This window comes from Plantibacter cousiniae (nom. nud.) (assembly GCF_977070315.1).
This window is the reverse complement of sequence record NZ_CDRVEU010000002.1, coordinates 335,738-361,082: the sequence shown is the minus strand read 5'-3', so window position 1 is coordinate 361,082 and position 25,345 is coordinate 335,738. Positions and strand designations below refer to the sequence as shown.

The 25,345-nt window shown below is 59.9% G+C and carries 17 protein-coding genes; 10 read left to right on the top strand and 7 right to left on the bottom strand.

Going from position 1 to position 25,345, the window contains the following annotated elements; all coding sequences use genetic code 11:
- Nucleotides 1-13: 13 nt before the first annotated feature.
- From ACW55A_RS05180 to ACW55A_RS05160, 5 genes are all read right to left on the bottom strand, one after another.
- Nucleotides 14-1,177, bottom strand: a complete 1,164-nt coding sequence (locus tag ACW55A_RS05180; RefSeq protein WP_498810703.1) for an isovaleryl-CoA dehydrogenase — start codon at nt 1,175-1,177, stop codon at nt 14-16.
- A 222-nt stretch (nt 1,178-1,399) separates the two neighbouring features.
- Complete coding sequence (locus ACW55A_RS05175; RefSeq protein WP_498810704.1) at nt 1,400-1,633, bottom strand: hypothetical protein; 234 nt, start codon at nt 1,631-1,633, stop codon at nt 1,400-1,402.
- A gap of 303 nt (nt 1,634-1,936) precedes the next feature.
- Nucleotides 1,937-2,836, bottom strand: a complete 900-nt coding sequence (locus tag ACW55A_RS05170; protein WP_003369418.1) for a hydroxymethylglutaryl-CoA lyase — start codon at nt 2,834-2,836, stop codon at nt 1,937-1,939.
- A 29-nt stretch (nt 2,837-2,865) separates the two neighbouring features.
- The gene (locus tag ACW55A_RS05165) at nt 2,866-3,258 is read right to left on the bottom strand and encodes a MerR family transcriptional regulator (RefSeq protein ID WP_042930746.1); all 393 of its coding nucleotides are present in this window, start codon (nt 3,256-3,258) and stop codon (nt 2,866-2,868) included.
- A gap of 164 nt (nt 3,259-3,422) precedes the next feature.
- A complete protein-coding gene (locus ACW55A_RS05160; protein WP_003434117.1) occupies nt 3,423-4,352 on the bottom strand; it encodes a LysR family transcriptional regulator in 930 nt (309 codons plus the stop codon).
- Nucleotides 4,353-4,536: 184 nt separating this feature from the next.
- Between ACW55A_RS05160 and ACW55A_RS05155 the strand changes: the two genes are divergently transcribed.
- Complete coding sequence (locus ACW55A_RS05155) at nt 4,537-5,766, top strand: acyl-CoA dehydrogenase (RefSeq protein WP_498810705.1); 1,230 nt, start codon at nt 4,537-4,539, stop codon at nt 5,764-5,766.
- 11 nt (nt 5,767-5,777) lie between these two features.
- Here the strand turns inward: ACW55A_RS05155 and ACW55A_RS05150 are convergent, their stop codons facing one another.
- Together ACW55A_RS05150 and xthA are read right to left on the bottom strand one after the other, a co-directional pair.
- Nucleotides 5,778-7,121 carry a substrate-binding domain-containing protein gene (locus ACW55A_RS05150; RefSeq protein ID WP_455808525.1) on the bottom strand — a complete coding sequence of 448 codons (1,344 nt, stop codon included), beginning with the start codon at nt 7,119-7,121 and terminating at the stop codon, nt 5,778-5,780.
- A gap of 154 nt (nt 7,122-7,275) precedes the next feature.
- Nucleotides 7,276-8,088, bottom strand: coding sequence for an exodeoxyribonuclease III (xthA, locus tag ACW55A_RS05145; protein ID WP_003369429.1), 813 nt, complete (start codon nt 8,086-8,088; stop codon nt 7,276-7,278).
- A 193-nt stretch (nt 8,089-8,281) separates the two neighbouring features.
- Between xthA and ACW55A_RS05140 the strand changes: the two genes are divergently transcribed.
- The 9 genes from ACW55A_RS05140 to ACW55A_RS05100 all read left to right on the top strand — a co-directional run bounded on the left by ACW55A_RS05140 (nt 8,282) and on the right by ACW55A_RS05100 (nt 25,178).
- Nucleotides 8,282-8,953 carry a GNAT family N-acetyltransferase gene (locus ACW55A_RS05140; protein ID WP_003345438.1) on the top strand — a complete coding sequence of 224 codons (672 nt, stop codon included), beginning with the start codon at nt 8,282-8,284 and terminating at the stop codon, nt 8,951-8,953.
- A gap of 59 nt (nt 8,954-9,012) precedes the next feature.
- The gene (locus ACW55A_RS05135; RefSeq protein ID WP_498810706.1) at nt 9,013-10,737 is read left to right on the top strand and encodes an autotransporter assembly complex protein TamA; all 1,725 of its coding nucleotides are present in this window, start codon (nt 9,013-9,015) and stop codon (nt 10,735-10,737) included.
- Complete coding sequence (locus ACW55A_RS05130) at nt 10,734-14,423, top strand: translocation/assembly module TamB domain-containing protein (RefSeq protein ID WP_498810707.1); 3,690 nt, start codon at nt 10,734-10,736, stop codon at nt 14,421-14,423. The genes ACW55A_RS05135 and ACW55A_RS05130 overlap by 4 nt, the downstream gene beginning before the upstream one ends.
- A 119-nt stretch (nt 14,424-14,542) precedes the next feature.
- On the top strand, nt 14,543-15,460 hold the full coding sequence (locus ACW55A_RS05125) for a LysR family transcriptional regulator (RefSeq protein WP_003434111.1): 918 nt from the start codon (nt 14,543-14,545) through the stop codon (nt 15,458-15,460).
- Between the two features lie 89 nt (nt 15,461-15,549).
- Nucleotides 15,550-16,050 (top strand): thiol peroxidase, encoded by a 501-nt coding sequence (tpx, locus tag ACW55A_RS05120; protein ID WP_003369437.1) that lies wholly within the window; start codon nt 15,550-15,552, stop codon nt 16,048-16,050.
- A 167-nt stretch (nt 16,051-16,217) separates the two neighbouring features.
- Entirely contained in the window at nt 16,218-17,507 is a 1,290-nt protein-coding gene (locus ACW55A_RS05115) for an MdtA/MuxA family multidrug efflux RND transporter periplasmic adaptor subunit (protein ID WP_499140257.1), read from the top strand.
- Nucleotides 17,504-20,614: an MdtB/MuxB family multidrug efflux RND transporter permease subunit gene (locus ACW55A_RS05110; RefSeq protein WP_498810708.1), complete on the top strand. Its 3,111-nt coding sequence runs from the start codon at nt 17,504-17,506 to the stop codon at nt 20,612-20,614. The genes ACW55A_RS05115 and ACW55A_RS05110 overlap by 4 nt, the downstream gene beginning before the upstream one ends.
- Nucleotides 20,611-23,718 (top strand): efflux RND transporter permease subunit, encoded by a 3,108-nt coding sequence (locus ACW55A_RS05105; RefSeq protein ID WP_003369446.1) that lies wholly within the window; start codon nt 20,611-20,613, stop codon nt 23,716-23,718. Before ACW55A_RS05110 ends, ACW55A_RS05105 begins: the two co-directional genes overlap by 4 nt.
- Nucleotides 23,715-25,178: an efflux transporter outer membrane subunit gene (locus ACW55A_RS05100; RefSeq protein WP_455808523.1), complete on the top strand. Its 1,464-nt coding sequence runs from the start codon at nt 23,715-23,717 to the stop codon at nt 25,176-25,178. Before ACW55A_RS05105 ends, ACW55A_RS05100 begins: the two co-directional genes overlap by 4 nt.
- Nucleotides 25,179-25,345 lie beyond the last annotated feature (167 nt).

The following is a 25,345-nucleotide window of genomic DNA, read 5'->3' as shown; positions in this document are numbered from 1 at the left end:
GGTGGCTCCGCAATCAACGGGTTTCGTTGAACAGTTCGCGACCGATGAGCATGCGCCGGATTTCACTGGTGCCTGCGCCGATCTCGTAGAGTTTGGCGTCGCGCAACAGTCGGCCCGCCGGGAACTCGTTGATGTAGCCATTGCCGCCCAGAATCTGGATGGCTTCCAGCGCCATCTGCGTGGCGCGCTCGGCGCTGTACAGGATCACCCCGGCAGCGTCCTTGCGAGTGGTCTCGCCGCGGTCGCAGGCCTGGGCCACCGCGTACAGGTAGGCCCGGCTGGCATTGAGCTGGGTGTACATGTCTGCGACCTTGCCCTGAATCAGCTGAAACTCGCCGATACTCTGGCCGAACTGCTGGCGGTCGTGAATGTAGGGCACCACCACGTCCATGCACGCCTGCATGATCCCGGTGGGACCGCCGGAGAGCACGACGCGCTCGTAATCGAGGCCGCTCATCAGCACCCTGACGCCACCATCAAGCACGCCCAGCAGGTTCTCTTCGGGCACCTCGACATCATCGAAAAACAGTTCGCAGGTGTTGGAGCCGCGCATGCCCAGCTTGTCGAACTTGCTGCCGCGCGAGAAGCCTTTCCAGTCGCGTTCGACGATAAACGCACTGATGCCGTGGGCTGCCTTTTCCAGGTCGGTCTTGGCGTAGATCACGTAGGTGTTGGCATCCGGCCCGTTGGTGATCCAGGTCTTGCTGCCGTTGAGCACATAACGATCACCGCGCTTGTCGGCGCGCAGTTTCATCGACACCACGTCCGAGCCGGCATTGGGTTCGCTCATGGCCAGTGCGCCAACGTGTTCGCCGCTGATCAGCTTGGGCAGGTAACGGGCCTTTTGCGCCGGGCTGCCATTGCGATTGATCTGGTTAACGCACAGGTTGGAATGCGCGCCATAGGACAGCGCAACGGATGCCGAGCCACGGCTTATTTCTTCCATCGCCACGACGTGCGCCAGATAACCCAGGCCCGCGCCACCATATTCTTCGCTGACAGTAATCCCCAGTACGCCCATTTCACCGAACTTGCGCCACATGTCGGCGGGGAACAGGTTGTCCTTGTCGATCTGCGCGGCGCGCGGGGCAAGCTCTGCGGCGACAAAAGACTGCAGCTGATCACGCAGCATGTCGATGGTTTCGCCCAGGGCGAAATTCAGGCTGGGGTAACTCATGGGGCGTTCCTTTTTGTTCTTGAATGACGCTTTGTTCGTGGGTCGGTTGTGGCGTGTACCAGCCATGACCTTTACGTTAACGTAAACCTGTAGGATTGTGCTGTCAACGCCGATGCCGATGTGAACAAAGCGTGATCGGACTGTAGTGTTCAATCATGAGAGAAGAGGGCGGAACGCCGGAAAGCACGAAGGGGAGCCTGGGCTCCCCTTCAAGGTATGTTGCTATGCTCTTTTTTGTTTTTCGGGAGGCCTGTTGTTGTTTTTGGCGACCTGGCCCTTCACATCTTTTTTGAGCGATCCGCATGCGGGACCAAGAGCAAACGTATTTTTTTGAGCGCTGATGACACTTTCATCGTAGTGATCCAACCAGTTCGGCAGCTGCCTTGGGGCAGTTTTATTGTTCTCTGTCTGGCTGCGAACGACTTGCCAGGCAAGCGGTTCATAAAAGCTATCCACTTCAAAAAAATCTGTTAGCTACGCCTCTGTCCGTGTTGTTCTTGTTATGTCAGAGCCGGTACGTGTTGTTTTTATTGGGTTACTGCGTGTTTTTATTTTTGTTGTACGAAGGATATAGCAGGACCCGTGCCAGTTTTTCAAAACCCCTGTAATACCGGGGGATGACCTTGTTTTTCCGGCATCGGACCGTTTGATTCTGCGGCCGAGTGTTTCCGTGTTACCCGTTTGTCTCGACTCGACGCGGGGCAGAGTAACACTCTGTGGCAAGTTGTCGCACCCTGTTACCGACAGACGACGACAGCGTTACGCAGACAATCTGGCCTTTGCTACACGAGAGCCATTGCTCCGGTGCAGCACGTCGCAGATGCGCTGGCCCGCCGCGATGACCTGGTCCAGATCGACGCCGGTTTCGATACCCAGCCCCTGCAACATATACAGCACGTCTTCAGTGGCCACATTGCCGCTGGCGCCCTTGGCGTAAGGGCAGCCACCGAGGCCGGCCACGGAGCTGTCGAACACCTGGATGCCTTCTTCCAGGCTTGCGTAGATATTCACCAATGCCTGGCCATAGGTGTCATGGAAGTGGCCAGCCAGCTTGCCGCGCGGTATCTGCGCAGCCACGGCGTTGAACAATGCCCGTGTAGCGCCCGGCGTGCCGGTTCCGATGGTGTCGCCCAAGGAAATTTCATAGCAGCCCATCGCGTGCAGTTCGTTGGCGACCGTCGCGACCTGTTCGGGCGAAACGCTGCCCTCGTAAGGGCAGCCCAGCACGCATGATACATACCCTCGAACCTGCACACCATGCATGCGTGCTGCTTCCATGACAGGCGCGAAGCGCTCCAGGCTTTCGCTGATCGAGCAGTTGAGGTTGCGCTGCGAGAACCCTTCGGTCGCCGCCGCGAACACCGCGACCTCCCTGACTCCGGCCGCCAAGGCATCTTCAAAGCCACGCAGATTTGGCGCCAGCGCCGAGTAGATGACGCCCTCACGACGCTGGATGCGTTCGAACACCTGTGCAGAGCCCGCCATCTGCGGGACCCATTTGGCCGAGACAAAACTGCCGACCTCGATATGGCCCAGCCCGGCTGCCGTCAGGTCATCCACCAAGCGCACCTTGTCGTCGACACTGATGGGTTGTGCTTCATTCTGCAGGCCGTCACGCGGGCCGACTTCAACGAGATTCACCTTTTGCGGAAGGGACATGGCAGCGCCTTTGTAGTCAGTGCGAATGGTCAGAGTGGGGCGGCAGCGGTTTTATCAAGTGCGGCTCGGCAGCGCTCTTCGGCGGTGTCCAGCTCCAGCTGCATCTGGTGGATGTCCAGCAACTGCTGTTCCAGCTGATCACGGCGTTCGGCGATCTTGTCCAGCATGGTCTGCAACTGCTTCTGGTTACCGCCGGCAGGGTCGTATAACGAGATCAGTTCCTTGCACTCGGCCAGGGAAAAACCGATGCGTTTGCCACGCAGGATCAGTTTCAGGGTGACCTTGTCACGCGCCGTATAGATACGCTCCAGGCCCTTGCGTTCAGGGCTGAGCATGCCTTGCTCTTCGTAAAAGCGTATGGCGCGGGTGGTGATGTCCAGCTCGCGGGCGAGCTCGGAAATACTGTAGGTCTGACTGCTCATGGCGTGGCTCGGAAAGGTATACAGCCACAAAGCTAAGGGTTGCTTTACGTATACGTCAAGCTGTGTGGCGGTGCCAAAGGTCGAGAGGTCACACTCCGGCACTTAGAAATCACATTAACTAATGGATTTAAATGTTTATAAATCATTGGCTTGTATTTTCTATTTCATGTCTTTTCGAGGCTCTGCTCCTGCGCCACAACCCGCTGCGAAAGCTCGATGATCTGTTCTCGCATCCAGCGATTGGCCGGGTCCTGATCGGTGCTTTCATGCCAGTACAGGTGGGTTTCGACCGAGGGAACATCGGCGACTGGCAGGTAGACATAGTGCAAGTCGTTACGACGGGCGAAGCGCTCGGGTACGGTCATGACCATGTCGGTCTGCTGCAGCACCTGAGTTGCCATCATGTAGTGCTGCGAGCGCAATGCGATCCTGCGCTGGATGCCCATCTTGCCGAGCGCCAGATCCACATGCCCCAGCCCGCTGCGGCGGCTGGAAATATGGATATGCGCCTGGCTTAGGTAATCGTCGAGGGTCAGAATGGCCTTGTTTGCCAATGGATGGCCCTTGCGCATGCCACACACATAACGGTCCTCCATCAGCTTCACATGCCGCACTTGCGGATCAGTGTTGAGCGGCGCGTCCACGGCGAAGTCGAGGCGCCCGGCAGCCAGTTCCTTGGTGGTTTCCCGGCGCTTGGACAGAAAGCTTTCGATGGTCACCGCAGGTGCCAGGCGTCGCAGACGCTGGAACAGCGCGGGCAGGATCACCGCTTCGGTCAGATCGGTCATGCTGATGCGGTAGTTCTTGTTGGCCTGTAACGGGTTGAAGATGCGGCTTTCCTGCACCGATACCCTGAGCAACGAAAGCGCATTGCGCACCGGGCCAATGATGTTCTGCGCCATCGGTGTCGGCACCATGCCTTGTGCCGTGCGCACGAACAGCGGGTCATTGAAGGTCTCGCGCAACCGCGCCAGTGCGTTGGAGACCGCAGGCTGGGTGATGCCGACAATCTGTCCGGCGCGGGTCAGATTGGCTTCGGTATAAATGGCGTCGAAGACAATGAAGAGGTTGAGATCGACCTTGTTCAGGTTCATTGATGGGGCGCCTCGTGCCGTTATTGTGATTGACTGTTTAGAGGGGCGTAATGCCGCAATGGTGATGGATCATATATCGGTTATGAATGTTTATACACGCTGAGAATAGATTAGATAAATGTGCAGCGGTTCTCTAGCATCGCGTTCATGACTTCGACAACCCGATCGACACGGTGGCGACCCCATGGATTTTGCGTATTCCCCGAAGGTGCAGGCCCTGCGTGAGCGCGTCACGGCGTTCATGGATGCATACGTCTATCCGGCCGAGCCGGTTTTCGAGCGGCAAGTGGCCGAAGGGGATCGCTGGCAGCCCACGGCAATCATGGAAGAGCTCAAGGCCCGTGCCAAGTCGGATGGCTTGTGGAATCTGTTCCTGCCAGACTCCGGGTTTGGCGCCGGCCTGAGTAATCTGGAGTACGCGCCGCTGGCGGAAATCATGGGTCGCTCACTGCTCGGTCCCGAGCCCTTCAATTGCTCGGCGCCCGACACCGGCAACATGGAGGTACTGGTCCGCTATGCCAGTGAGGACCAGAAAACCCGCTGGCTCGAACCGCTGCTGCGCGGTGAGATTCGCTCTGCCTTTGCCATGACCGAGCCCGACGTGGCCTCATCGGACGCCACCAATATGGCCGCGCGCGCTGAGCGTGACGGTGACCAATGGGTCATCAACGGACGCAAGTGGTGGACCTCCGGTGCCTGCGACCCGCGCTGCAAAATCCTGATATTCATGGGCCTGAGCAATCCTGAGGGGCCGCGCCATCAGCAGCATTCGATGATTCTGGTGCCGGTCGATACGCCCGGCGTAAAGATTGTGAGGCCACTGCCGGTGTTCGGCTATGACGATGCGCCCCATGGCCATGCCGAAGTGCTGTTCGAAAACGTCAAGGTCCCGTCCGAAAACGTGCTGCTTGGTGAAGGGCGAGGGTTTGAAATCGCTCAGGGAAGGCTAGGACCAGGGCGCATTCACCACTGCATGCGCTCGATCGGCATGGCGGAGCGGGCGCTGGAGCTGATGTGCAAACGTTCCATTGACCGCGTTGCGTTCGGCAAACCGTTGGCCAGGCTGGGCGGCAATATCGACCTGATCGCCGACTCGCGCATGGAGATTGACATGGCACGCCTGCTGACCCTGAAAGCGGCGTACATGATGGACACCGTCGGCAACAAGGTTGCCAGGAGCGAAATCGCGCAGATCAAGGTGGTTGCCCCCAACGTGGCGCTGAAGGTCATAGACCGAGCGATTCAGATGCACGGTGGCGCCGGGGTTTCCAATGATTTCCCGCTGGCCTACATGTACGCCATGCAGCGTACCCTGCGTCTGGCTGACGGCCCGGATGAAGTGCATCGCGCTGCCGTCGGCAAGTATGAACTGGGCAAATATATGCCGGCAGATCTGGCGCGCAGCCAACTCTAGCTGTCAGCCAATTACTGCACCCAGACTTCGACGCGACGGTTCTTGATCCGGCCGTCGTCGATATCATTGGTGGCCACCGGCATCTCGTCACCCAGGCCAACGATATCGCGGAACGTCACGCCACTTTTCAGCAGTTCCCGGCGCACGGCCATGGCACGCAGCCTGGAAAGCAGGGCGGCACGCTCCGGGTCGCTCTTGGCGTCGCCGAAGCCGACCAGCGTCACATGCCGGTCCAGTTTGTCGCTGGATTTCAGGTAATCCGCGACCCGCTTGAGGTCCTGCTGCGCCTTGTTGTCCAGGCGTGCGCTGCCTTGGGCAAAGCGGAAGTTGACGGACAGGCGTTCGGCCTTGCGTGCCAGCGCCTGGTAATCGGCGGGCATCTGCGCGGTAGGCTGCACCTTGAGCACCTGTACGGTCTGCGCGACAAAACCGCTCTGCGCGACGATGGCCTGGCCTTCGGCGCTCTGCGCGAAACGGACCAGCGCCTGCGCCCAGCGCTGATGGGCCGAGGTGGGCACATAAAAGTACAGTCGTCGCGACAACGGATAGTCTTCGGTGGCAATCAGGCTGACGGTCGGCAGCATGGGCCTGGAATCGCCGTCGGCTATGGCCACCGCCTTGGCGCGGCGGATGGAAGGCAGGCCGATGAAGCCGATGCCATTGATGTCCTTGCTGACTTCGTCGGAGAGCTGTTCGCTGGATTCGAATCGCGCGGCGCTGCCGAGCAGGGTCTTGCCGTATTTGCTCAGTACAAGGTCCTTGAACGTCTCGTAGGTGCCGGACTTTTCATCGCGAACATAGAGATGGATGGCGCCTGGATTGCCACCGATCTCACTCCAGTTTCTGACTTCGCCACTGAAAATGCGCGCCAGTTGAAGGGTATCCAGTTGTCTCAGCGGATTGGCGGGATGCAGGATCACTGCAACGCCGTCGATGGCAATGGTTTGCTCGCTGGCTGCGCTTTTCAGGTCACCGAGGCTGGCCAGATCTTTGGCCTCCTGATCCTTGATCGGTCGAGAGGAGGCCGCGACATCCGCACTGCCGGCTTTCAGCGCAGTGAAACCGGTGCCTGAGCCATGTGCGGCGACTTCGACACTGACGGGTTGACCGGCGGCCGTGGTTCCGATCACGCGCTGTTCATTGAGGGAGTTGCCGGGAAGGGTCTGTACCGATTGCAGACCTTGCTGGCGCATCAATCCTTCGACCAGCGCAGGTCCGAGTTGGGCATTGATGGTGTTGGAGCCTTGAATGCGCAACGCCGGTATATCGCCAGCAGGCAGCGGCAGTACGGCTTGCGCGAAAGCGGGCAGGGTGGCGCTCGACAGAATGAGCGCCGTAAGCAAAGCGCGCAGCATCGGCGTCACCATGAATCACGGGAGGGTGCCGGGAGAATAAGTCAGAGAGATTGCCGGAATATGACAATTTCAGGGTCTGTGCGTGTTTCAGCTTTCAGCGCGACCCACCCCTTATAAGGAAGGATCGCGCAGGAGGAGCCCGGGAGGGGATCAGTCAGCTGAGTTCCAGCCAGATGGGCGCGTGATCGGACGGTTTTTCCATTCCGCGCAAATCGTAATCCACACCCGCTTCCTTGATACGTGGCTGCAGACCGGTAGAGGTCATGATCAGATCGATGCGCAGGCCGCGTTTGGGCTCGTCTTCAAAGCCACGGCTGCGATAGTCGAACCAGCTGAAGCGGTCGACGACTTCCGGATACAGGTGCCGAAAGCTGTCCACCAACCCCCAGTTTTTCAGACGCTCCATCCACTCCCGCTCTTCAGGTAGAAAGCTGCACTTGCCGGTTTTCAGCCAGCGTTTGGCGTTGTCGGCGCCAATGCCGATATCGCAATCCTGCGGAGAGATATTCACGTCGCCCATGACGATCAGCGGCTGATCGTTACTGAAGTGGCCTTCGAGCAGTGTTTGCAGGTTCTCGTAAAAGCGCTGTTTGGCGGGGAATTTGGTCGGGTGGTCGCGGCTCTCGCCCTGTGGAAAGTAGCCATTCATGATGGTTACCGGCTGGCCGTTGCTGTCGGCGTAAGTCCCCCAGATGAAACGCTTCTGGGATTCCTCGTCGTCGCCTTCGAAACCCTTGTGCAGGGCCAGTGGCGCGTTGCGAGACAGCAGAGCGACACCGTAATGGCCTTTCTGTCCGTGGAAGTGAACGTGATAGCCCAGCGCTTCGACTTCCGCCTGGGGGAATTGCTCGTCCGAAACCTTGGTTTCCTGAAGACCGATCACGTCAGGTTGATGTTTGTCGATCAGCGCCGCCAGCTGATGCGGTCGAGCGCGCAGACCATTGATGTTGAACGAGACGATTTTCATAAAGCAGCGGTCCTGAGCAAAAACAAACAGCGATGCTAGCCGACCTGTGGTTTCAGGACCAGTGCCGTGTCGGAAGCGCAGGCCAGGGGGGTGTCTGGATAATTCGTTGGAACTGTTATCAATGGCCATCACTCGAAAGCCTGCTTGCCAAAACCGCTGCGCCAGACGCAGTTCCGTTAACACGAGGCCCTTTATGTCCCTACCTGCTGCCATCACGGGTGAAATTCGCCAACTCGACAGTGGTTATTCCCGTGAAACCCGCTCCTTGCTGTTCAGGGCCTACCGGCACGATCCGACATTTGCCTATCTGTTCAACGCCGAGCGTGAGGGATATGAGCAACGTGTGTTGGCGACCATTCGCCAGCTGGTCAAACAACACTTTCTACAAAACCAGCCTGCGCTGGGCCTGTTCCTGCAGGACCGTTTGGTCGGCGTAGCGCTGATCGCACCGCCGCAGCGTCGTCTGGGTGTCACCGAAAGCTGGGCCTGGCGTCTGCGCATGGTGATGGACACCGGTCTGGGCTGCACTCAACGCTATCTGGCCTATTACAACGCTGTGCTCGCCTGTGTGCCGTCGGAAACCGTGCATGTGCTGCCGTTGATAGGCCTTGATCCGGAGTTCCAGGGGCAGAAGCTCGGCCAGGACCTGAGCGAGCAACTGCTGGCAGCGTTGCATGACTGGTGCGCAGTGGATGAGCACTCCCAGGGCATCGTGGTCGATACCGGCAATCCGCGTTATCTGGAATTCTATAAGCGACAGGGCTACGAAGAGATCGGTGAAATTGCTGTAGGTCCTGTCCGAGAGCATGTGTTTTTTCATCCGAACCCTCAGGTTTCACTGCCGGTCCCTGACGTAATGGCCTGAATATCCGACAATTCGTGGGCTTCCAGTGCAGCCTGTCGATCGTGGTAGCATCTACGCCCATGAAGCTTTTCAGACTATTCAGCAGCGTGTTCCTGATGACCATGAGTGCGGCAGCGCTTGCCCAGGCCCGCCTCGACGTCAGGATCAAGCCTGCCAATCCGCAACTCAAGGCCAACGTCGAAGGGTATGTCGGTGATTTGGGCGAGCGTGACGTCCAGGCGCTGCGTAATTTCAGCCTCGGCGCTGAGCAACAGGCGGAAAAAGCCGCTCAGGCGCTGGGTTATTACCAAGCGCAGATCGACAGCGAGATCAAGGACGGAGATCAACCCAGCCTGGTGATCAACATCCAGCCGGGCGAGCCCATTCACCTGCGTAACGTGGTGATCCGGGTCGAAGGGCCGGCGGCAGCAATGAAGGCCTTTCGTGTGCCGAGCAGCGACGCGCTGAAAAGCGGCGCGGTGTTGAACCACGGCAACTATGAAGACGCCAAGCGCCTGATCCAGAATCAGGCCTCGCGCTACGGATTTTTCAGTGGCCATTTCACCAGTCAGCGTCTGGCCATCGATCCGCGGGCCGGTGTGGCCGATATCGAACTGGTTTATGAAAGCGGACCGCGCTACACGCTCGGCAAGGTCATGTTCAGCGGCGACGCGCCATTTGATGACGATCTGCTCAAGCGCATGGTGCCGTTCAAGGAGAACACGCCCTACGACTCCCAACTGATTGCCGAACTGACTCAGGCGATGCAGGGCAGCGGCTATTTCGAGGGCGTACGGGTCGATGCGGCGCCCACCGCAGCGCAAAACCAGGTCATTCCGGTGACCGTCCAGCTCGAAACCCGTAAACCTCGCACCATGGGCCTGGGTCTGGGCTATTCGACCGACGTCGGCCCGCGCGGCAAAGCCAACTGGACCCGGCACTGGGCCAACCCGCAGGGCCACAGTTACGGTTTCGAATCCGAGATATCCGCGCCACGGCAGAATATCGGCCTGTGGTACGACGTGCCACTTGATCCGCCGCTGACCGACAAATTGCGCTACGCCGGCGGGTATCAGTACGAAGAGATTGCCGGAACCGACAGCCTCAGCAAGTTGCTGACTGCCGGGCCGGAATGGCACAGCAAGCTGCCCAGCGGTTGGGAACGGGTCATATCCCTGAAATGGCAGCGTGAAGAATATCGCCTGGGTGATGACGCCGGCCTCAGTACGCTGCTGATGCCCGGTATCAGTTACTCGTACCTGCGCAGTGACAATCGCATCGACCCGCACCAGGGTTATCGCCTGCAATTCGATACGCAGGTGGCCAAGGAGGGCATGTTGTCTGACGCTAACCTGGTGCATGCCAATGTGCTGCTCAAAGGGCTGACCACCGTCGCGCAAAATCACCGCTTTCTCGGTCGCGTGCAGTTTGGCGGCAACCTCACGGACGGTTACACCTCGATACCGCCATCGCTGCGCTTTTTTGCCGGCGGCGATCAAAGCGTGCGCGGCTATGAATATCAGAAGCTGTCACCGACCAATTCTGACGGCGACCGTATCGGCGGCCGGTATATGTTTGCCGGTAGCGTCGAATACCAATATTCCATTGCTGACAAATGGCGCCTGGCGACCTTCATCGATCAGGGCAACTCGTTCAACAGCCTGGACAAGCCAGACCTGAAAACCGGGGTGGGTTTCGGCGTGCGCTGGGTATCTCCAGTGGGCCCGCTGCGTCTCGATCTGGCCCACGCGCTGGACGATGACGGCGGAATCCGTCTGCACTTTTCGATGGGGCCGGAGCTTTGAACACGTCGAACATCACCCGCGGAGCCAAGGTCGTCGGGCTGGGACTTGTCGCATTACTGCTGCTTGTGGTCATTATTGTCGCGCTGCTGCTGGGCACCCACACGGGCAGCCAGTGGGCCCTGGCTCGGGTACCCGGCGTACAGCTGGAAAACTTTCAGGGGCGACTGGGTAGCCAGTGGAGCGCCGAGCGTCTGGTATGGCAGCAGGGCGCAGACCGTGTCGAGGTTCAATCCGTCGATTTCGCCTGGACGCCTGCCTGCCTGTTGAAGATGACGCTGTGCATCGACCGTCTGCATGCGCAGCAGGTGCTGATGCACTTCCCGCCGAGCGATACGCCCGCCAGCGACGGCCCGATCCAGTTACCGACGCTCAGGTTACCGCTGGCGCTGCAACTGGGTGATATACAGCTGGGTGGTCTGCAACTGAATGGCGTCGAACAATTGCGCGATCTCAAGCTGGCAGCGCACTGGACAGCCGAAGGCTTGAAGATCGACAGTGCGCACCTGCAACGTGATGCGCTTGTGCTGGACCTCAGTGGCCTGCTGAAACCCGAGGGCGACTGGCCACTCAGCGTGCAAGGTCAACTGCAACTTCCACCACAGGATGGCCAGCCCTGGGCGCTGGCGCTGGATATTCAGGGCGACCTGCTGAAAACGCTGCAACTCAAGGCGGACAGCAGCGGCTACCTGCCGGGTTTGCTGACCGGCGAGTTGCAACCCCTGGCCGAACACCTTCCGGCACGCATCAAGCTGACGGCCGAGCACTTCAAACCCAGTGCTGCATTGCCTGATACGTTGCAGCTGGACCAGTTGCTGCTGACCGCCGAAGGCAATCTTGACTCGGGCTATCTGATAGATGGCAGCGCCAGCCTTCCCGCAGAGAAAGGTCCTGTCGCGTTGTCATTGAAAGGAAACGTGGATGCCAACGGCGCAACCATCGCCGGACTCGATCTGGCCGCCGATGATCAGCAGCGTCTGGCCATCAACGGCAAGATGAACTGGCAGAGCGGTTTTTCTGCAGATGCGAGCATCGACTGGCTGGATTTCCCCTGGCAGCGCCTGTATCCATTGGCGTCAGAGCCTCAAGTGGCATTGCATGCCTTCAAGGGCGATATTTCCTATACCGATGGCAAATACCTCGGCAATTTCAACGCCAGCCTCAAAGGGCCTGCCGGTGCATTCACCCTGGTCAGCCCGTTCAGCGGCAATCTGCAAGAGATCCATCTGCCGCAACTGGAACTGGTCGCAGGGCAGGGCAAGGCCAGCGGTTTCCTGAACCTGCAATTCGCTGACGGCATCGGCTGGGATACGGCTCTGGACCTGAGTGCGCTGGACCCTTCATTCTGGGTTGCCGAACTGCCCGGCACACTGGCAGGCCCGTTGCGCAGCAAAGGTCAGATGCGCAACGCGCAGCTTGAACTCAGCGCAGACCTCGATTTGACAGGGCGTTTGCGTGGTCAGCCGGCGCTGCTGCAAGCCAAGGCTGACGGCCATGATCAGCAATGGAATGTCAGCAGCCTGAGCATCCGCCTCGGCGACAACCGTATTCAAGGTGCGGGTAGCCTGCAGGAGCGTCTCAAGGGGCAGCTGGACCTGGATCTGCCGCGTCTGGCCCAGCTTTGGCCACGTTTGCAGGGGCAAGTCAAAGGCCGGCTGGATCTGGCCGGAACGCTACAGGCGCCCCAGGGGCAATTGGCCTTGCAGGGCAGCCAGCTCGCCTTGCAGGACAATCGTCTGCAGACTCTCACGCTCAACGCCAGACTGGATCAGGCGCAGCGCGCGATCATCAACCTGAAAGGTGCCGGTATTCAGGCTGGCGATACCCAGCTGGGCACCTTGCTGGTAGACGGTCAGGGCACACTCAAGAGCCAGCAGCTGAAGCTGGACCTGCAAGGACCGCTGCTCAAGCTGGCCATCGGCCTTGACGGTGGCCTGGACAAGGGTGATTGGCGAGGCCGACTGGCCAGCGGTACGGTGCAGAGCGGCGGGCAGAACTGGCGTTTGCAGCAGCCGGCGAAGATCGAGCGTCTGGCCGATGGCCGGCTCAACTTCGGTGCCCATTGCTGGTTGTCCGGGGGCGCCAGCCTGTGTGGCGGCGATCAGCGCCTGATGCCGGAGCCCCATCTGCGTTATCAGCTCAAGAATTTCCCCCTGGACAGCCTGGCGCAATGGATGCCCAAGGATTTTGCCTGGAAGGGCGCGTTGAATGCAGACGTGCAGCTCGACATTCCGGCAGCTGGCCCCAGCGGCAAGGTCACGATTGACGCCGGAGGCGGCACGCTGCGGGTACGCAACAACAACCAGTGGCTGGACTTCCCTTATCAGACGCTGAAACTGGCCAGCACGCTGGCGCCCAAACGCATCGACACGCGTCTCGACTTCGAGGGCGGCAAGCTGGGAAGGCTGTTGCTCAACTCACAGATCGACCCGCTGGCCAAGGACAAGACCCTGGCGGGCGACTTCAATCTCTCGGGGCTGGATATCTCGGTGGCACGTCCTTTCGCGCCGATGGTGCAGAAACTCAATGGGCGTCTGAATGGCAATGGCCGGTTGTCAGGCACGTTGCTGGCGCCACTGGTCAACGGCAACGTGACGCTTGAAGGGGGTGAAGTGGCGGGGGCAGAGCTGCCTATGGAACTGCATGACCTCAAGGTCCAGGCGTTGATTGCCGGAGAAAGCGTACAGCTCAACGGCGGCTGGAAAAGTGGCAGCACCGGGCAGGGCAGCATAGGCGGTCAGGTGGCTTGGGGGCAAAGCCTGAATGTCGATGTGAGCCTCAAGGGCTCGCGCCTGCCGATCAATGTCGAACCCTATGCGGCGGTAGAGGCGGCGCCTGACCTGAAAATCTCCATGCAGGGCGAGCGACTGGCGATCTCCGGCAAGGTGCTGGTGCCCAAGGGCGCGATTACCGTACGCGAGTTGCCGCCGTCCACTGTGAAGCTCTCCGGTGACTCAGTGATCGTCGGACAGCAGACCGAGGAGGGCGCTCCGCCGCTGGCCGTGGCGATGGATATCGATGTGGAAGTCGGCCAGGAAAAGCTCAGTTTCAGCGGGTTCGGGCTCACCGCCAATCTGGTCGGGCATGTACATATTGGTGACAATCTGGACACTCGTGGCGAGCTCAACCTGAACGACGGTCGTTATCGTGCCTACGGTCAAAGGCTGACCATACGTAAGGCGCGTCTGCTGTTTGCCGGCCCGGTCGACCAGCCTTATCTGGACATCGAGGCGATTCGCCAGACCGACGACGTGATTGCCGGTATCCGCCTGACCGGCAGCGCCGAGCAGCCCACCACCGAGGTTTTTTCCGAGCCTGCGATGAGCCAGGAGCAGGCGCTTTCCTATCTGGTCATGGGCAGACCGCTCAGCACTTCCGGCGAAGACAACAACATGGTCGCTCAGGCTGCGCTGGCACTGGGTGTTGCGGGCAGCTCGTCGACCACCGGCAAGCTCGCGGACAATCTGGGTATCAAGGATTTCGAGCTGGACACTTCGGGAACCGGCGACAAGACCAATGTGGTTGCCAGCGGCAAGATCACCGACAAGCTCAGCCTGCGTTATGGCGTAGGCGTGTTTGAACCGGCCAATACCATTGCCTTGCGCTACCTGCTCAGTAAGCGCGTGTACCTCGAGGCCGCGAGTGGTGTTGCCAGCTCGCTGGATATTTTCTATAAAAGGGACTTCTAGGCGAGGGCTGGTGGCGGTAACGGCGCGGCCCTGTGCCGAACCGCCTGGCTTTTCTCGAGCGTCCCTCTTGCAACTGCAAGTCCCTTCACACGTCATTTACCTTCAGGTTGCCGGTCATCATGGATAGATTCAACGCCATGCGCGTGTTCACCCGTATCGTCGAACTCGGCGGTTTCGCCAGGGCGGCCGAGAGTCTGCACATGCCTCGTGCTTCGGTAACGATCCTGATCAAGCAGCTGGAAGCGCACCTGGGCGTACAGCTTTTGCAGCGTACGACGCGTCAGGTCAGCGCCACCCCTGACGGCAAGGCCTATTACCAGCGCTGCGTCAGCCTGCTGGCCGATCTGGACGATGCCGAAGCATCGTTTTCGGCGACGGGGGCCGAGCCCAAGGGGTTGCTGCGTGTCGATCTGCCCGTCAGTCTGGGGCGCATGATCATCATCCCGGCGTTGCCTGAATTCAGCCGGCGCTATCCGCAGATCCGCCTGGAAATCGGCATGAGCGACAGGCCGGTCGATCTGATCCGCGAAGGCGTGGACTGCGTGCTGCGTGCCGGCGCCGCACTGGATGAAACGCTGGTTGCCAGGCCGCTGGGCAGTCTGACCCAGATCACCTGCGCCAGTCGTGAATACCTGGAGCAATACGGCACGCCACGGAACCTGAATGAGCTCGCGCAACATCAGGTAATCGAATATTTTTCGACCAGTACCGGCAAGCGCTATGGTCTGGAGTTCATGGCCGATGGCATGGACGTTGAGCACGCCTCGGCCTGCTCGATCGCTGTCAACAGTGCCGATGGCTATGTCGCGGCGTGCGAAGCGGGATTCGGCCTGATTCAGGTGCCGCGCTACCATGTCGCCGCGCAATTGCGCAGCGGTGTGCTGGTGGAAGTGCTGCGATTGCATCGTCCGCCGCCACTGCCACTGACGGCCCTTTACCCCCCGCATCGACAGTTGTCACGACGAGTGAGGGTATTCGTTGATTGGCTGGTGGAATTGTGTGCCCACACAGATATCAGGGACAGACTGGTTTCCTGAAAAAATTCAGAATTATCCCATATAGGCCGCGGCACACTTTCGTGTTTAACTTCCGGCTCTTTCATCCATTTTGAAAAGGAACGTGTTTCATGGCTCAAGTGACCCTCAAAGGCAGCCCCGTTCAGGTCAGTGGCAACCTGCCTGAAGTCGGTAGCAAGGCACACGATTTCACGCTGGTTGGCGCAGGTCTTGCCGATAAGACCCTGGCGTCCTTCGCCGGCAAGCGCAAGGTATTGAACATCTTCCCGAGCGTCGATACGCCGACCTGTGCCACCTCGGTACGTAAATTCAACACCCAGGCCAATGACCTGAGCAACGCCGTTGTTCTGTGCATCTCGGCTGACCTGCCGTTTGCCCAGGCCCGGTTCTGCGGCTCCGAAGGTCTGGAAAATGTTCAGAACCTGTCCTCGTTCCGCAGCGCCGATTTTGCTCAAAATTATGGTGTTGCCATTGCAGACGGCCCGCTCACGGGTCTGACAGCACGCGCCGTGGTCGTTCTGGACGAGAACGATAAGGTACTGCACAGCGAACTGGTTGCCGAGATTGGCAGCGAGCCCAACTATGACGCTGCATTGGCTGTGCTGAAGTAACTTTCCGCAACCTGTCGACGGCCTGAATCCGCTCAGGCCGTTTTTTTTGTTTGTGCGTCATACGTTTATCCAAAGTAAGCGCTTGGTAAAGCCGCTTTGCTTGTAACGTAACTGTGCTTATTGTTCAGCCTTCTGAACAAACCCCACCTGTAATGGTTGATTTATTCATGCAATTGTCTGGCTCCCGTAAATCCCGTCGCTGGTTGATCAGTTTGTTGGTCCTGTTGGTCATTGTTGCCTTGTGCTGGTGGTTCTGGCCTGCGTCCACTGCCGGCAAGGGGGCCGAGAGCAACAAGAAGCCGGCTGCAAGCGGCATGGCACGACCCGGCTTCGGCGGATCGGCTGTCGCGGTCCCGGTGCGTGTGGCCCCGGCTACCGAAGGTGATTTTCCGATCTACTACAAGGCGCTTGGCACCGTGACGGCAATGAACACCATCAATGTGCGCAGCCGCGTGGCGGGGGAGCTGGTCAAGCTTTATTTCCAGGAAGGGCAGATGGTCAAGGCCGGTGATCTGCTGGCTGAAATCGATCCGCGCAGCTATCAGGTGGCGTTGCAGCAGGCCGAAGGTACGCTGGCCACTAACCAGGCGCTGCTCAAGAATGCTCAGCTCGATGTGCAGCGTTACCGAGGCTTGTTTGCCGAGGACAGCATCGCCAAGCAGACCCTCGACACTGCCGAGTCGCTGGTCAACCAATACAAGGGCACGATCAAGACCAATCAGGCTGCTGTGGCTGACGCAAAACTGAGCCTGGACTTCACTCGCATCCGTGCCCCGATTGCCGGGCGTGTCGGCCTCAAACAGCTGGACGTGGGCAATCTGGTTGCCGCCAACGACACCACTGCACTGGTGGTGATTACCCAGACCCAGCCTATTTCCGTGGCGTTCACGCTGCCTGAAAAGGACCTGTCGAAAGTCATTTCCCGCTACCGAACCGGCGACAAGCTGCCCGTTGAAGCCTGGGACCGTGGCGATACGAAGATGCAGGCCAGCGGCGTACTGGCCAGCCTCGACAACCAGATCGACGTGGCGACCGGCACACTGAAGTTCAAGGCGCGTTTCGATAACAGTGACGAGGTCCTGTTCCCCAATCAGTTCGTCAATGTACGGCTGCGCGCCGACACGCTGAAAAAAGTCACGCTCGTACCGACTGCGGCGGTGCAGTTCGGCACCGACGGGACCTTTGTCTATGTGCTGGACGGTGACAAGAAGGTCAAACTCAAGCTGCTGAAGACCGGCCCGAGCGACGAGACATCCACTGTGATTACCGAAGGTCTGGCAGCCGGCGAGCGGGTGGTGCTCGAAGGTACCGACCGCCTGCGCGACGGTGCCGAAGTCGAAGTCGTCAACGACAGCAAGGAAGTGCCGGCCGGCCCGGCTCAGAAGCTGCAAGGCAAGCCTGACAGCAAGACCGACAAGTCGGCGGCGCTCGGCAAGGTGGAAAAACCAAGCGTATGAACATGTCACGCCTGTTCATCCTGCGTCCGGTTGCCACCACGCTGAGTATGTTGGCAATCGTCCTGGCGGGTCTGATCGCCTATACCTTGCTGCCTGTTTCGGCGTTGCCCCAGGTCGACTATCCGACCATCCGGGTGATGACCCTGTACCCGGGCGCCAGCCCGCAGGTGATGACCAGCTCCGTGACTGCGCCTCTGGAACGTCAATTCGGACAGATGCCCGGCCTGACCCAGATGGCCTCGACCAGCTCGGGCGGTGCGTCGGTCATTACGTTGCGCTTTAGCCTTGAAATCAATATGGATGTCGCCGAGCAGCAGGTGCAGGCGGCGATCAATGCGGCCACCAACCTGCTGCCGACCGATCTGCCGGCGCCTCCGGTCTACAACAAGGTCAACCCGGCCGACACACCGGTTCTGACCCTGGCGATCACCTCGAAAACCATGTTGTTGCCCAAGCTCAATGATCTTGTCGATACGCGCATGGCGCAGAAGATCTCGCAGATCAGCGGTGTGGGCATGGTCAGCATTGCCGGCGGGCAGCGGCAGGCGGTACGGATCAAGGTCAACCCGGAGGCGCTGGCCGCCAACAGTCTCAACCTGTCCGATGTACGTACCCTGATCAGCGCCTCCAACGTCAACCAGCCGAAGGGCAATTTCGACGGGCCGACCCGGGTTTCGATGCTGGATGCCAACGATCAGCTGAAGTCTCCGGAGGAGTACGCCAACCTGATTCTGGCTTACAAGGATGGCGCACCCTTGCGCCTGAAGGATGTGGCCGAAATCGTCAATGGTGCCGAAAACGAGCGGCTCGCGGCCTGGGCCAATCGGAGCCAGGCGGTGCTGCTCAACATTCAGCGTCAGCCGGGCGCCAACGTCATTGAGGTGGTCGACCGGATCAAGGCGTTGCTGCCGTCGATCACCGAAAACCTTCCGGCAGGGCTCGACGTCGTGGTCCTGACGGACCGTACGCAGACCATCCGTGCGTCGGTGACCGATGTTCAGCACGAACTGCTGATCGCGATCGTCCTGGTGGTGCTGGTCACCTTCCTGTTCCTGCGTCGTTTCAGCGCGACGATCATTCCCTCTATCGCCGTCCCACTGTCGCTGGTAGGCACGTTCGGCGTGATGTACCTGGCCGGTTTTTCGGTCAACAACCTGACGCTGATGGCCATGACCATTGCGACCGGTTTCGTCGTCGATGACGCCATCGTCATGCTGGAAAACATCTCCCGACACATCGAAGAGGGCGAGACGCCCTTGCAGGCCGCACTCAAGGGCGCGAAGCAGATCGGTTTCACCCTGATTTCCCTGACCCTGTCGCTGATTGCGGTATTGATCCCGCTGTTGTTCATGGCCGACGTGGTCGGGCGGCTGTTCCGCGAGTTCGCGATTACCCTGGCGGTCGCGATATTGATATCGCTGGTGGTCTCGCTGACCCTGACGCCGATGATGTGCGCGCGCTTGCTCAAACGCGAGCCCAGGGAAGAAGAGCAGAGCCGTTTTTACCGGGCCAGCGGTGCCTGGATCGACTGGCTGATCGACATCTACGCGGGCAGACTGCGCTGGGTGCTCAAGCATCAGCCACTGACCCTGCTGGTTGCCCTGGCCACCCTGGCCTTGACTGTGTTGCTGTACATCGTCGTACCCAAAGGCTTTTTTCCGGTGCAGGACACCGGAGTGATTCAGGGTATTTCGGAAGCGCCGCAGTCGGTGTCGTTCGCAGCGATGAGCCAGCGTCAGCAGGCACTTGCCGACATCATTCTCAAGGACCCGGCAGTGGTCAGTCTGTCGTCCTACATCGGTGTCGACGGTGACAACGCCACGCTCAACAGTGGGCGCCTGTTGATCAACCTCAAGCCTCACGGAGCGCGCGACCTGACCGCGTCCGAGGTGATCCAGCGCCTGCAACCCGAGGTCGACAAGCTGTCGGATATCCGCCTGTTCATGCAGCCGGTGCAGGACCTGACCATTGAAGACCGCGTCAGTCGCACCCAGTATCAATTCAGCATGTCGTCGCCCGACGCCGAGCTGCTGACGCTGTGGAGCGAAAAACTGGTAGACGCGCTCGGCAAGCGGCCCGAGCTGACGGATGTGGCCAGCGACCTGCAGGATAAAGGTTTGCAGGTGTACCTGAACATCGATCGTGATGCGGCCAGCCGGGTCGGGGTCACGGTTGCGAACATTACCGATGCGCTGTACGACGCATTCGGTCAGCGCCAGATATCCACCATCTACACGCAGGCCAGCCAGTACCGCGTGGTGCTGCAGGCTGCGTCGGGCAGTGAACTTGGCCCGGCGGCGCTCGAGCAGATCCACGTCAAGACCACCGATGGCGCGCAGGTGAAGCTATCCAGCCTGGCAAGTGTCGAGCAGCGCCAGGCACAGTTGGCCATCGCCCACCTCGGGCAGTTTCCGGCGGTGATGATGTCGTTCAACCTGGCGCCCGATATTGCCTTGGGCAAGGCGGTGAAGGTGATCGAGGAGGTCGAGCAGGAGATCGGCATGCCGATCGGCGTGCAGACTCAGTTCCAGGGCGCTGCCGAAGCGTTTCAGGCTTCGTTGTCCAGCACGTTGCTGCTGATTCTGGCGGCGGTGGTCACCATGTACATCGTGCTGGGCGTGCTCTACGAGAGCTACATTCACCCGATCACCATCCTCTCGACCCTGCCGTCGGCAGCAGTGGGGGCCTTGTTGGCTCTGCTGATCAGCGGCAACGATCTGGGGATGATCGCGATCATCGGCATCATTCTATTGATCGGCATCGTCAAGAAGAACGCGATCATGATGATCGACTTCGCGCTCGACGCGGAGCGCAACCGCGGTGTTGCGCCCGAGCAGGCGATCTACGACGCGGCACTGTTGCGCTTCCGGCCGATTCTCATGACCACCCTGGCCGCATTGTTCGGCGCCATCCCGCTAATGCTCGCCAGTGGCTCCGGCGCCGAATTGCGGCAACCACTGGGGCTGGTGATGGTTGGCGGACTGTTGCTCAGTCAGGTGCTGACACTGTTCACAACGCCGGTCATCTACCTGTATTTCGACCGCCTTGGCCGTCGCTGGAGTCGCAAACCGGCTGACTCGGACCGACTGGAACGGGCTGACGCATGAACCTCTCAGCGCCGTTCATCAGTCGCCCCGTTGCGACCGTTCTGCTAAGCCTGGCGATCATGCTGCTGGGCGCGGTGAGCTTTCGCTTGTTGCCGGTGGCACCGTTGCCGAACATGGATTTCCCGGTGATTGTGGTCTCGGCCAGCCTCGCCGGTGCCAGTCCGGAAGTGATGGCGTCCACGGTGGCAACGCCGCTGGAGCGATCGCTGGGCAGTATTGCCGGTGTCAACACCATGACCAGCAATTCAAGCCAGGGCACCACGCGGATCATTCTGCAGTTCGATCTGAATCGCGACATCAACGGCGCCGCGCGGGAAGTGCAGGCGGCGATCAATGCCTCACGCAATCTGCTGCCCAGCGGTATGCGCAGTATGCCGACCTACAAGAAGGTCAACCCGTCCCAGGCGCCGATCATGGTCTTGTCGATGACGTCGACGGTGCTGGAAAAGGGCCAGCTTTACGACCTGGCGTCCACCATCCTGTCACAGAGCCTGTCACAGGTTTCCGGGGTCGGCGAAGTGCAGATCGGCGGCAGCTCGCTGCCTGCTGTGCGTATCGAACTGGAGCCGCAGATGCTCTCCCAGTACGGTGTATCGCTGGACGACGTACGCACTGCCATCACTGGCACCAACGTACGACGGCCGAAGGGCTTTGTGGAGGACGACCAGCATAACTGGCAGGTGCAGGCCAACGACCAGCTGGAAACCGCCGAGGATTATGCGCCGCTGATCATTCGCTACAAGGACGGAGCGACCTTGCGCCTGAAGGACGTGGCGAAAGTCAGCGATGCCGTGGAAGACCGTTACAACAGCGGGTTCTACAACAATGACCGTGCCGTGCTGCTGGTCGTCAATCGCCAGGCGGGCGCCAACATCATTGAAACCGTGGCGCAGATCAAGGCGCAGTTGCCGGCGCTGCGAGCGGTGCTGCCGGCCAGTGTCAGTCTCAATATCGCGATGGACCGCTCGCCGGTGATCAAGGCGACGCTGCACGAAGCCGAAATGACCCTGCTGATTGCCGTGGTGCTGGTGGTGATGGTGGTGTTCCTGTTCCTCGGCAGTTTTCGCGCCTCGCTGATCCCCACCCTGGCGGTTCCGGTATCGCTGGTCGGCACCTTTGCGATCATGCACCTGTTCGGCTTCTCCCTGAACAACCTGTCACTGATGGCGTTGATCCTCGCGACCGGTCTAGTGGTGGACGATGCCATCGTTGTGCTGGAAAACATATCCCGGCATATTCACAACGGCCTCGACCCCATGAAAGCGGCTTTTCTGGGCGCCAAGGAGGTGGGGTTCACCTTGCTGTCGATGAACGTCTCGCTGGTCGCGGTGTTCATTTCCATCCTGTTCATGGGCGGTCTGGTCGAAAGTCTGTTTCGCGAGTTTTCCATCACCTTGTCGGTAGCGATCATCGTCTCGCTGATTGTGTCCCTGACCCTGACGCCGATGTTGTGCGCGCGTTGGTTGAAGCCACGCGAAGCCCATGGGGAAAACGCCTTTCAGCGCTGGAGCGAGCGGGTCAACGATCGAATGGTGGCAGGCTACGACCGCTCGCTGGGCTGGGTGATGCGGCATCGACGGCTGACGCTGCTCAGCCTGCTGGTTACCGTGGTGGTCAATATCGCGCTGTATGTGGTGGTGCCCAAGACCTTTCTGCCGCAGCAGGACACCGGGCAACTGATGGGTTTTGTTCGCGGTGACGACGGTCTTTCGTTTTCGGTCATGCAGCCGAAAATGGAGACCTTCCGCCTGTCGATTCTCGCTGACCCTGCGGTGGAAAGCGTTGCCGGTTTTATCGGTGGCAGCGGTGGCACCAATAACGCCTTCATGATCGTGCGCCTCAAGCCGATTGCCGAGCGCAAGCTGTCTGCCGAGAAAGTGGTCGAGCGCCTGCGCAAGAACATGCCGCATGTGCCGGGCGGCAGGTTGTTCCTGGCCCCGGATCAGGACCTGCAACTGGGCGGCGGTCGCGAGCAGACCAGTTCACAGTATCAATACATCGTGCAGAGCGCTGATCTGGGCAGTCTGCGTCTGTGGTACCCCAAGATTGTTGCAGCGCTCAAGTCGGTGCCCGAGCTGACCGCCATCGACGCACGGGAAGGGCGCGGGGCACAACAGGTGACACTGGTGGTCAACCGTGACACGGCCAAGCGACTGGGTATCGATATGAACATGGTCACGGCGGTGCTCAACAACGCTTACAGCCAGCGCCAGGTATCGACCATCTATGACAGCCTCAACCAGTACAAGGTGGTGATGGAGGTCAATCCAAAATACGCCCAGGACCCGGTGACGCTGGAGCAGGTTCAGGTCATTACCGCAGACGGGCAGCGTGTACCGCTATCGAGCATCGCCCATTACGAGCGCAGCCTGGCCAATGACCGGGTATCGCATGACGGTCAGTTCGCGGCCGAGAACATATCCTTCGATCTGGCCGAAGGGGCCAGCCTCGACAAGGCCACCGTGGCGATAGAACGGGCGATTGCCGCCATCGGGCTGCCGTCCGACATCATTTCCAAGATGGCCGGGACCGCCAACGCCTTCGCTTCCACGCAGAAGAGTCAGCCGTGGATGATCCTCGGTGCGTTGCTGGCGGTGTACCTGGTGCTGGGTATCCTCTATGAGAGCTACATTCATCCGCTGACGATCCTCTCGACGCTCCCGTCCGCAGGCGTTGGCGCATTGCTGACGATCTATGTGCTGGGCAGCGAATTCAGCCTGATCTCCCTGTTGGGGCTGTTCCTGCTGATTGGCGTGGTGAAGAAAAACGCGATCATGATGATCGACCTTGCCCTGCATCTGGAGCGCGAACAGGGAATGACGCCGCAAGAGTCGATTCGCAGCGCCTGCCTGCAGCGCCTGCGGCCCATTCTGATGACCACGATGGCCGCCATCCTGGGTGCCTTGCCGCTGCTGCTGAGTACCGCCGAAGGTGCCGAAATGCGCAAGCCGCTGGGTTTGACCATCATTGGTGGCCTGATCTTCAGCCAGGTCCTGACCCTCTATACCACCCCGGTGGTTTACCTTTATCTCGACCGTCTGCGCCATCGTTACAACAAATGGCGTGGCGTGCGCACCGATGCTGCTCTGGAAACTCCGCTATGACCGAACGCCTGGCATTTACCTCCCGCCCGACAGGGCTGATTCGTCCATTCGCGCTGGGGCTTTGCGTCGTGCTGCTCAGCGCCTGCGCTGTGGGTCCGGATTACCAGAAGCCGTCGATGGCCGCGCCCGCGCAGTTCAAGGCTGCGCAGGGCTGGCGTGCGGCCATGCCAAGTGACGGGATGGCCAAAGGTGCATGGTGGGAGGTGTACAAGGACCCGCAGTTGAACGCTCTGGTCGAGCGCCTCAACACCTCCAACCAGACAGTCGCCCAGTACGACGCGCAGTATCGACAGGCACAGACACTGGTGCGCAGCTCCAGGGCTGCCTTCCTGCCGACCCTCGACCTGACGACCGGCAAGACGCGCTCGGGGCAGGGCACTGGCACCTCGAACACCGGCACCAGTGCTTCGGGGATTCGCAACAGTTACAACGCGCAGTTGGGCGTCAGTTGGGAGGCCGACGTCTGGGGCAAGCTGCGTCGTGGGCTGGAAGCCGACACCGCCAATGCGCAGGCGAGTCTTGCCGACCTGGCGGCGATGCGCCTGAGCCTGCAATCGGAACTGGTGCAGAATTACCTGCAATTGCGCGTGATCGATGAACAGAAACGCCTGCTGGAGTCCACAGTGGATGCCTACCAGCGCTCCCTGACCCTGACGCAGAACCAGTACCGCGCCGGTATTTCCGGAAGTGATGCTGTTGCGCAGGCACAGACGCAACTGAAAAGTACCCAGGCCGATCTGATTGACCTGGCCTGGCAACGGGCGCAATACGAGAATGCCATCGCCGTACTGATGGGCATGGCGCCGGCAGACTTCAATCTGCCCGTCACCACTTCGATTCCGCAGTTGCCGCAAATCCCGCCAGGCCTGCCTTCGCAGTTACTCGAGCGCCGCCCTGACATCGCCGCAGCCGAGCGCTCGGTAATGGGCGCCAATGCCAACATCGGCGTGGCCAAGGCGGCTTATTATCCGGACTTCACGCTGAGCATGAGCGGCGGTTACAGCAGCAGTACCTTTGCCAACTGGATCAGCCTGCCCAACCGCTTCTGGTCGGTGGGCCCGCAGTTGGCGCTGACCCTGTTCGACGGCGGAAAACGTTCGGCCGAGGTCGATCGCACCGAAGCGGTGTATGACCAGACTGTCGCCCAGTACCGGCAGACCGTGCTGAACGGCTTCCAGGAGGTCGAAAACTATCTGGTTCAGCTCAAGGTATACGAGCAGGAAGCGGCGGTACGCCAGGAAGCGCTGGTCTCGGCTCGTGACTCGCTGCGCCTGACCAACAATCAATACAAGGCCGGGTTGATCGGTTATCTGGACGTCGTCAATGTCCAGGCCACCGCATTGAGCAACGAGCGCAGTGTGCTCAGCGTGCTGCAAAGCCGTTTGATTGCCAGCGTTCAATTGATCGCCGCACTGGGCGGGGGCTGGAATGCCGAGACAGGCCTGACGCTCCGGGAGTAAATATTTCGGGTTCAAACACACTTTTTCAGTGAACTGTTCGCAGTAACCGGAAAAATAATAGCTATTCGCCATCTTTGCGACCAAGTGCCGCGACATTCTGCCGCGAATGCGTACAATCACCCGCACAAGATCGGCATGGACGCGCTCATTGGTTTCCAGGTGCGTTT

Bases quoted from the DNA above. Each gene is read 5' to 3' on its own strand.
- ACW55A_RS05170 (WP_003369418.1), bottom strand. From the start codon at position 2,836: ATGTCCCTTCCGCAAAAGGTGAATCTCGTTGAAGTCGGCCCGCGTGAC.
- ACW55A_RS05140 (WP_003345438.1), top strand. From the start codon at position 8,282: ATGTCCCTACCTGCTGCCATCACGGGTGAAATTCGCCAACTCGACAGT.
- ACW55A_RS05125 (WP_003434111.1), top strand. From the start codon at position 14,543: ATGGATAGATTCAACGCCATGCGCGTGTTCACCCGTATCGTCGAACTC.
- ACW55A_RS05180 (WP_498810703.1), bottom strand. From the start codon at position 1,177: ATGAGTTACCCCAGCCTGAATTTCGCCCTGGGCGAAACCATCGACATG.
- ACW55A_RS05150 (WP_455808525.1), bottom strand. From the start codon at position 7,121: ATGCTGCGCGCTTTGCTTACGGCGCTCATTCTGTCGAGCGCCACCCTG.
- ACW55A_RS05115 (WP_499140257.1), top strand. From the start codon at position 16,218: ATGCAATTGTCTGGCTCCCGTAAATCCCGTCGCTGGTTGATCAGTTTG.
- ACW55A_RS05105 (WP_003369446.1), top strand. From the start codon at position 20,611: ATGAACCTCTCAGCGCCGTTCATCAGTCGCCCCGTTGCGACCGTTCTG.
- ACW55A_RS05135 (WP_498810706.1), top strand. From the start codon at position 9,013: ATGAAGCTTTTCAGACTATTCAGCAGCGTGTTCCTGATGACCATGAGT.
- ACW55A_RS05155 (WP_498810705.1), top strand. From the start codon at position 4,537: ATGGATTTTGCGTATTCCCCGAAGGTGCAGGCCCTGCGTGAGCGCGTC.
- tpx (WP_003369437.1), top strand. From the start codon at position 15,550: ATGGCTCAAGTGACCCTCAAAGGCAGCCCCGTTCAGGTCAGTGGCAAC.
- ACW55A_RS05110 (WP_498810708.1), top strand. From the start codon at position 17,504: ATGAACATGTCACGCCTGTTCATCCTGCGTCCGGTTGCCACCACGCTG.
- ACW55A_RS05160 (WP_003434117.1), bottom strand. From the start codon at position 4,352: ATGAACCTGAACAAGGTCGATCTCAACCTCTTCATTGTCTTCGACGCC.
- xthA (WP_003369429.1), bottom strand. From the start codon at position 8,088: ATGAAAATCGTCTCGTTCAACATCAATGGTCTGCGCGCTCGACCGCAT.
- ACW55A_RS05100 (WP_455808523.1), top strand. From the start codon at position 23,715: ATGACCGAACGCCTGGCATTTACCTCCCGCCCGACAGGGCTGATTCGT.
- ACW55A_RS05165 (WP_042930746.1), bottom strand. From the start codon at position 3,258: ATGAGCAGTCAGACCTACAGTATTTCCGAGCTCGCCCGCGAGCTGGAC.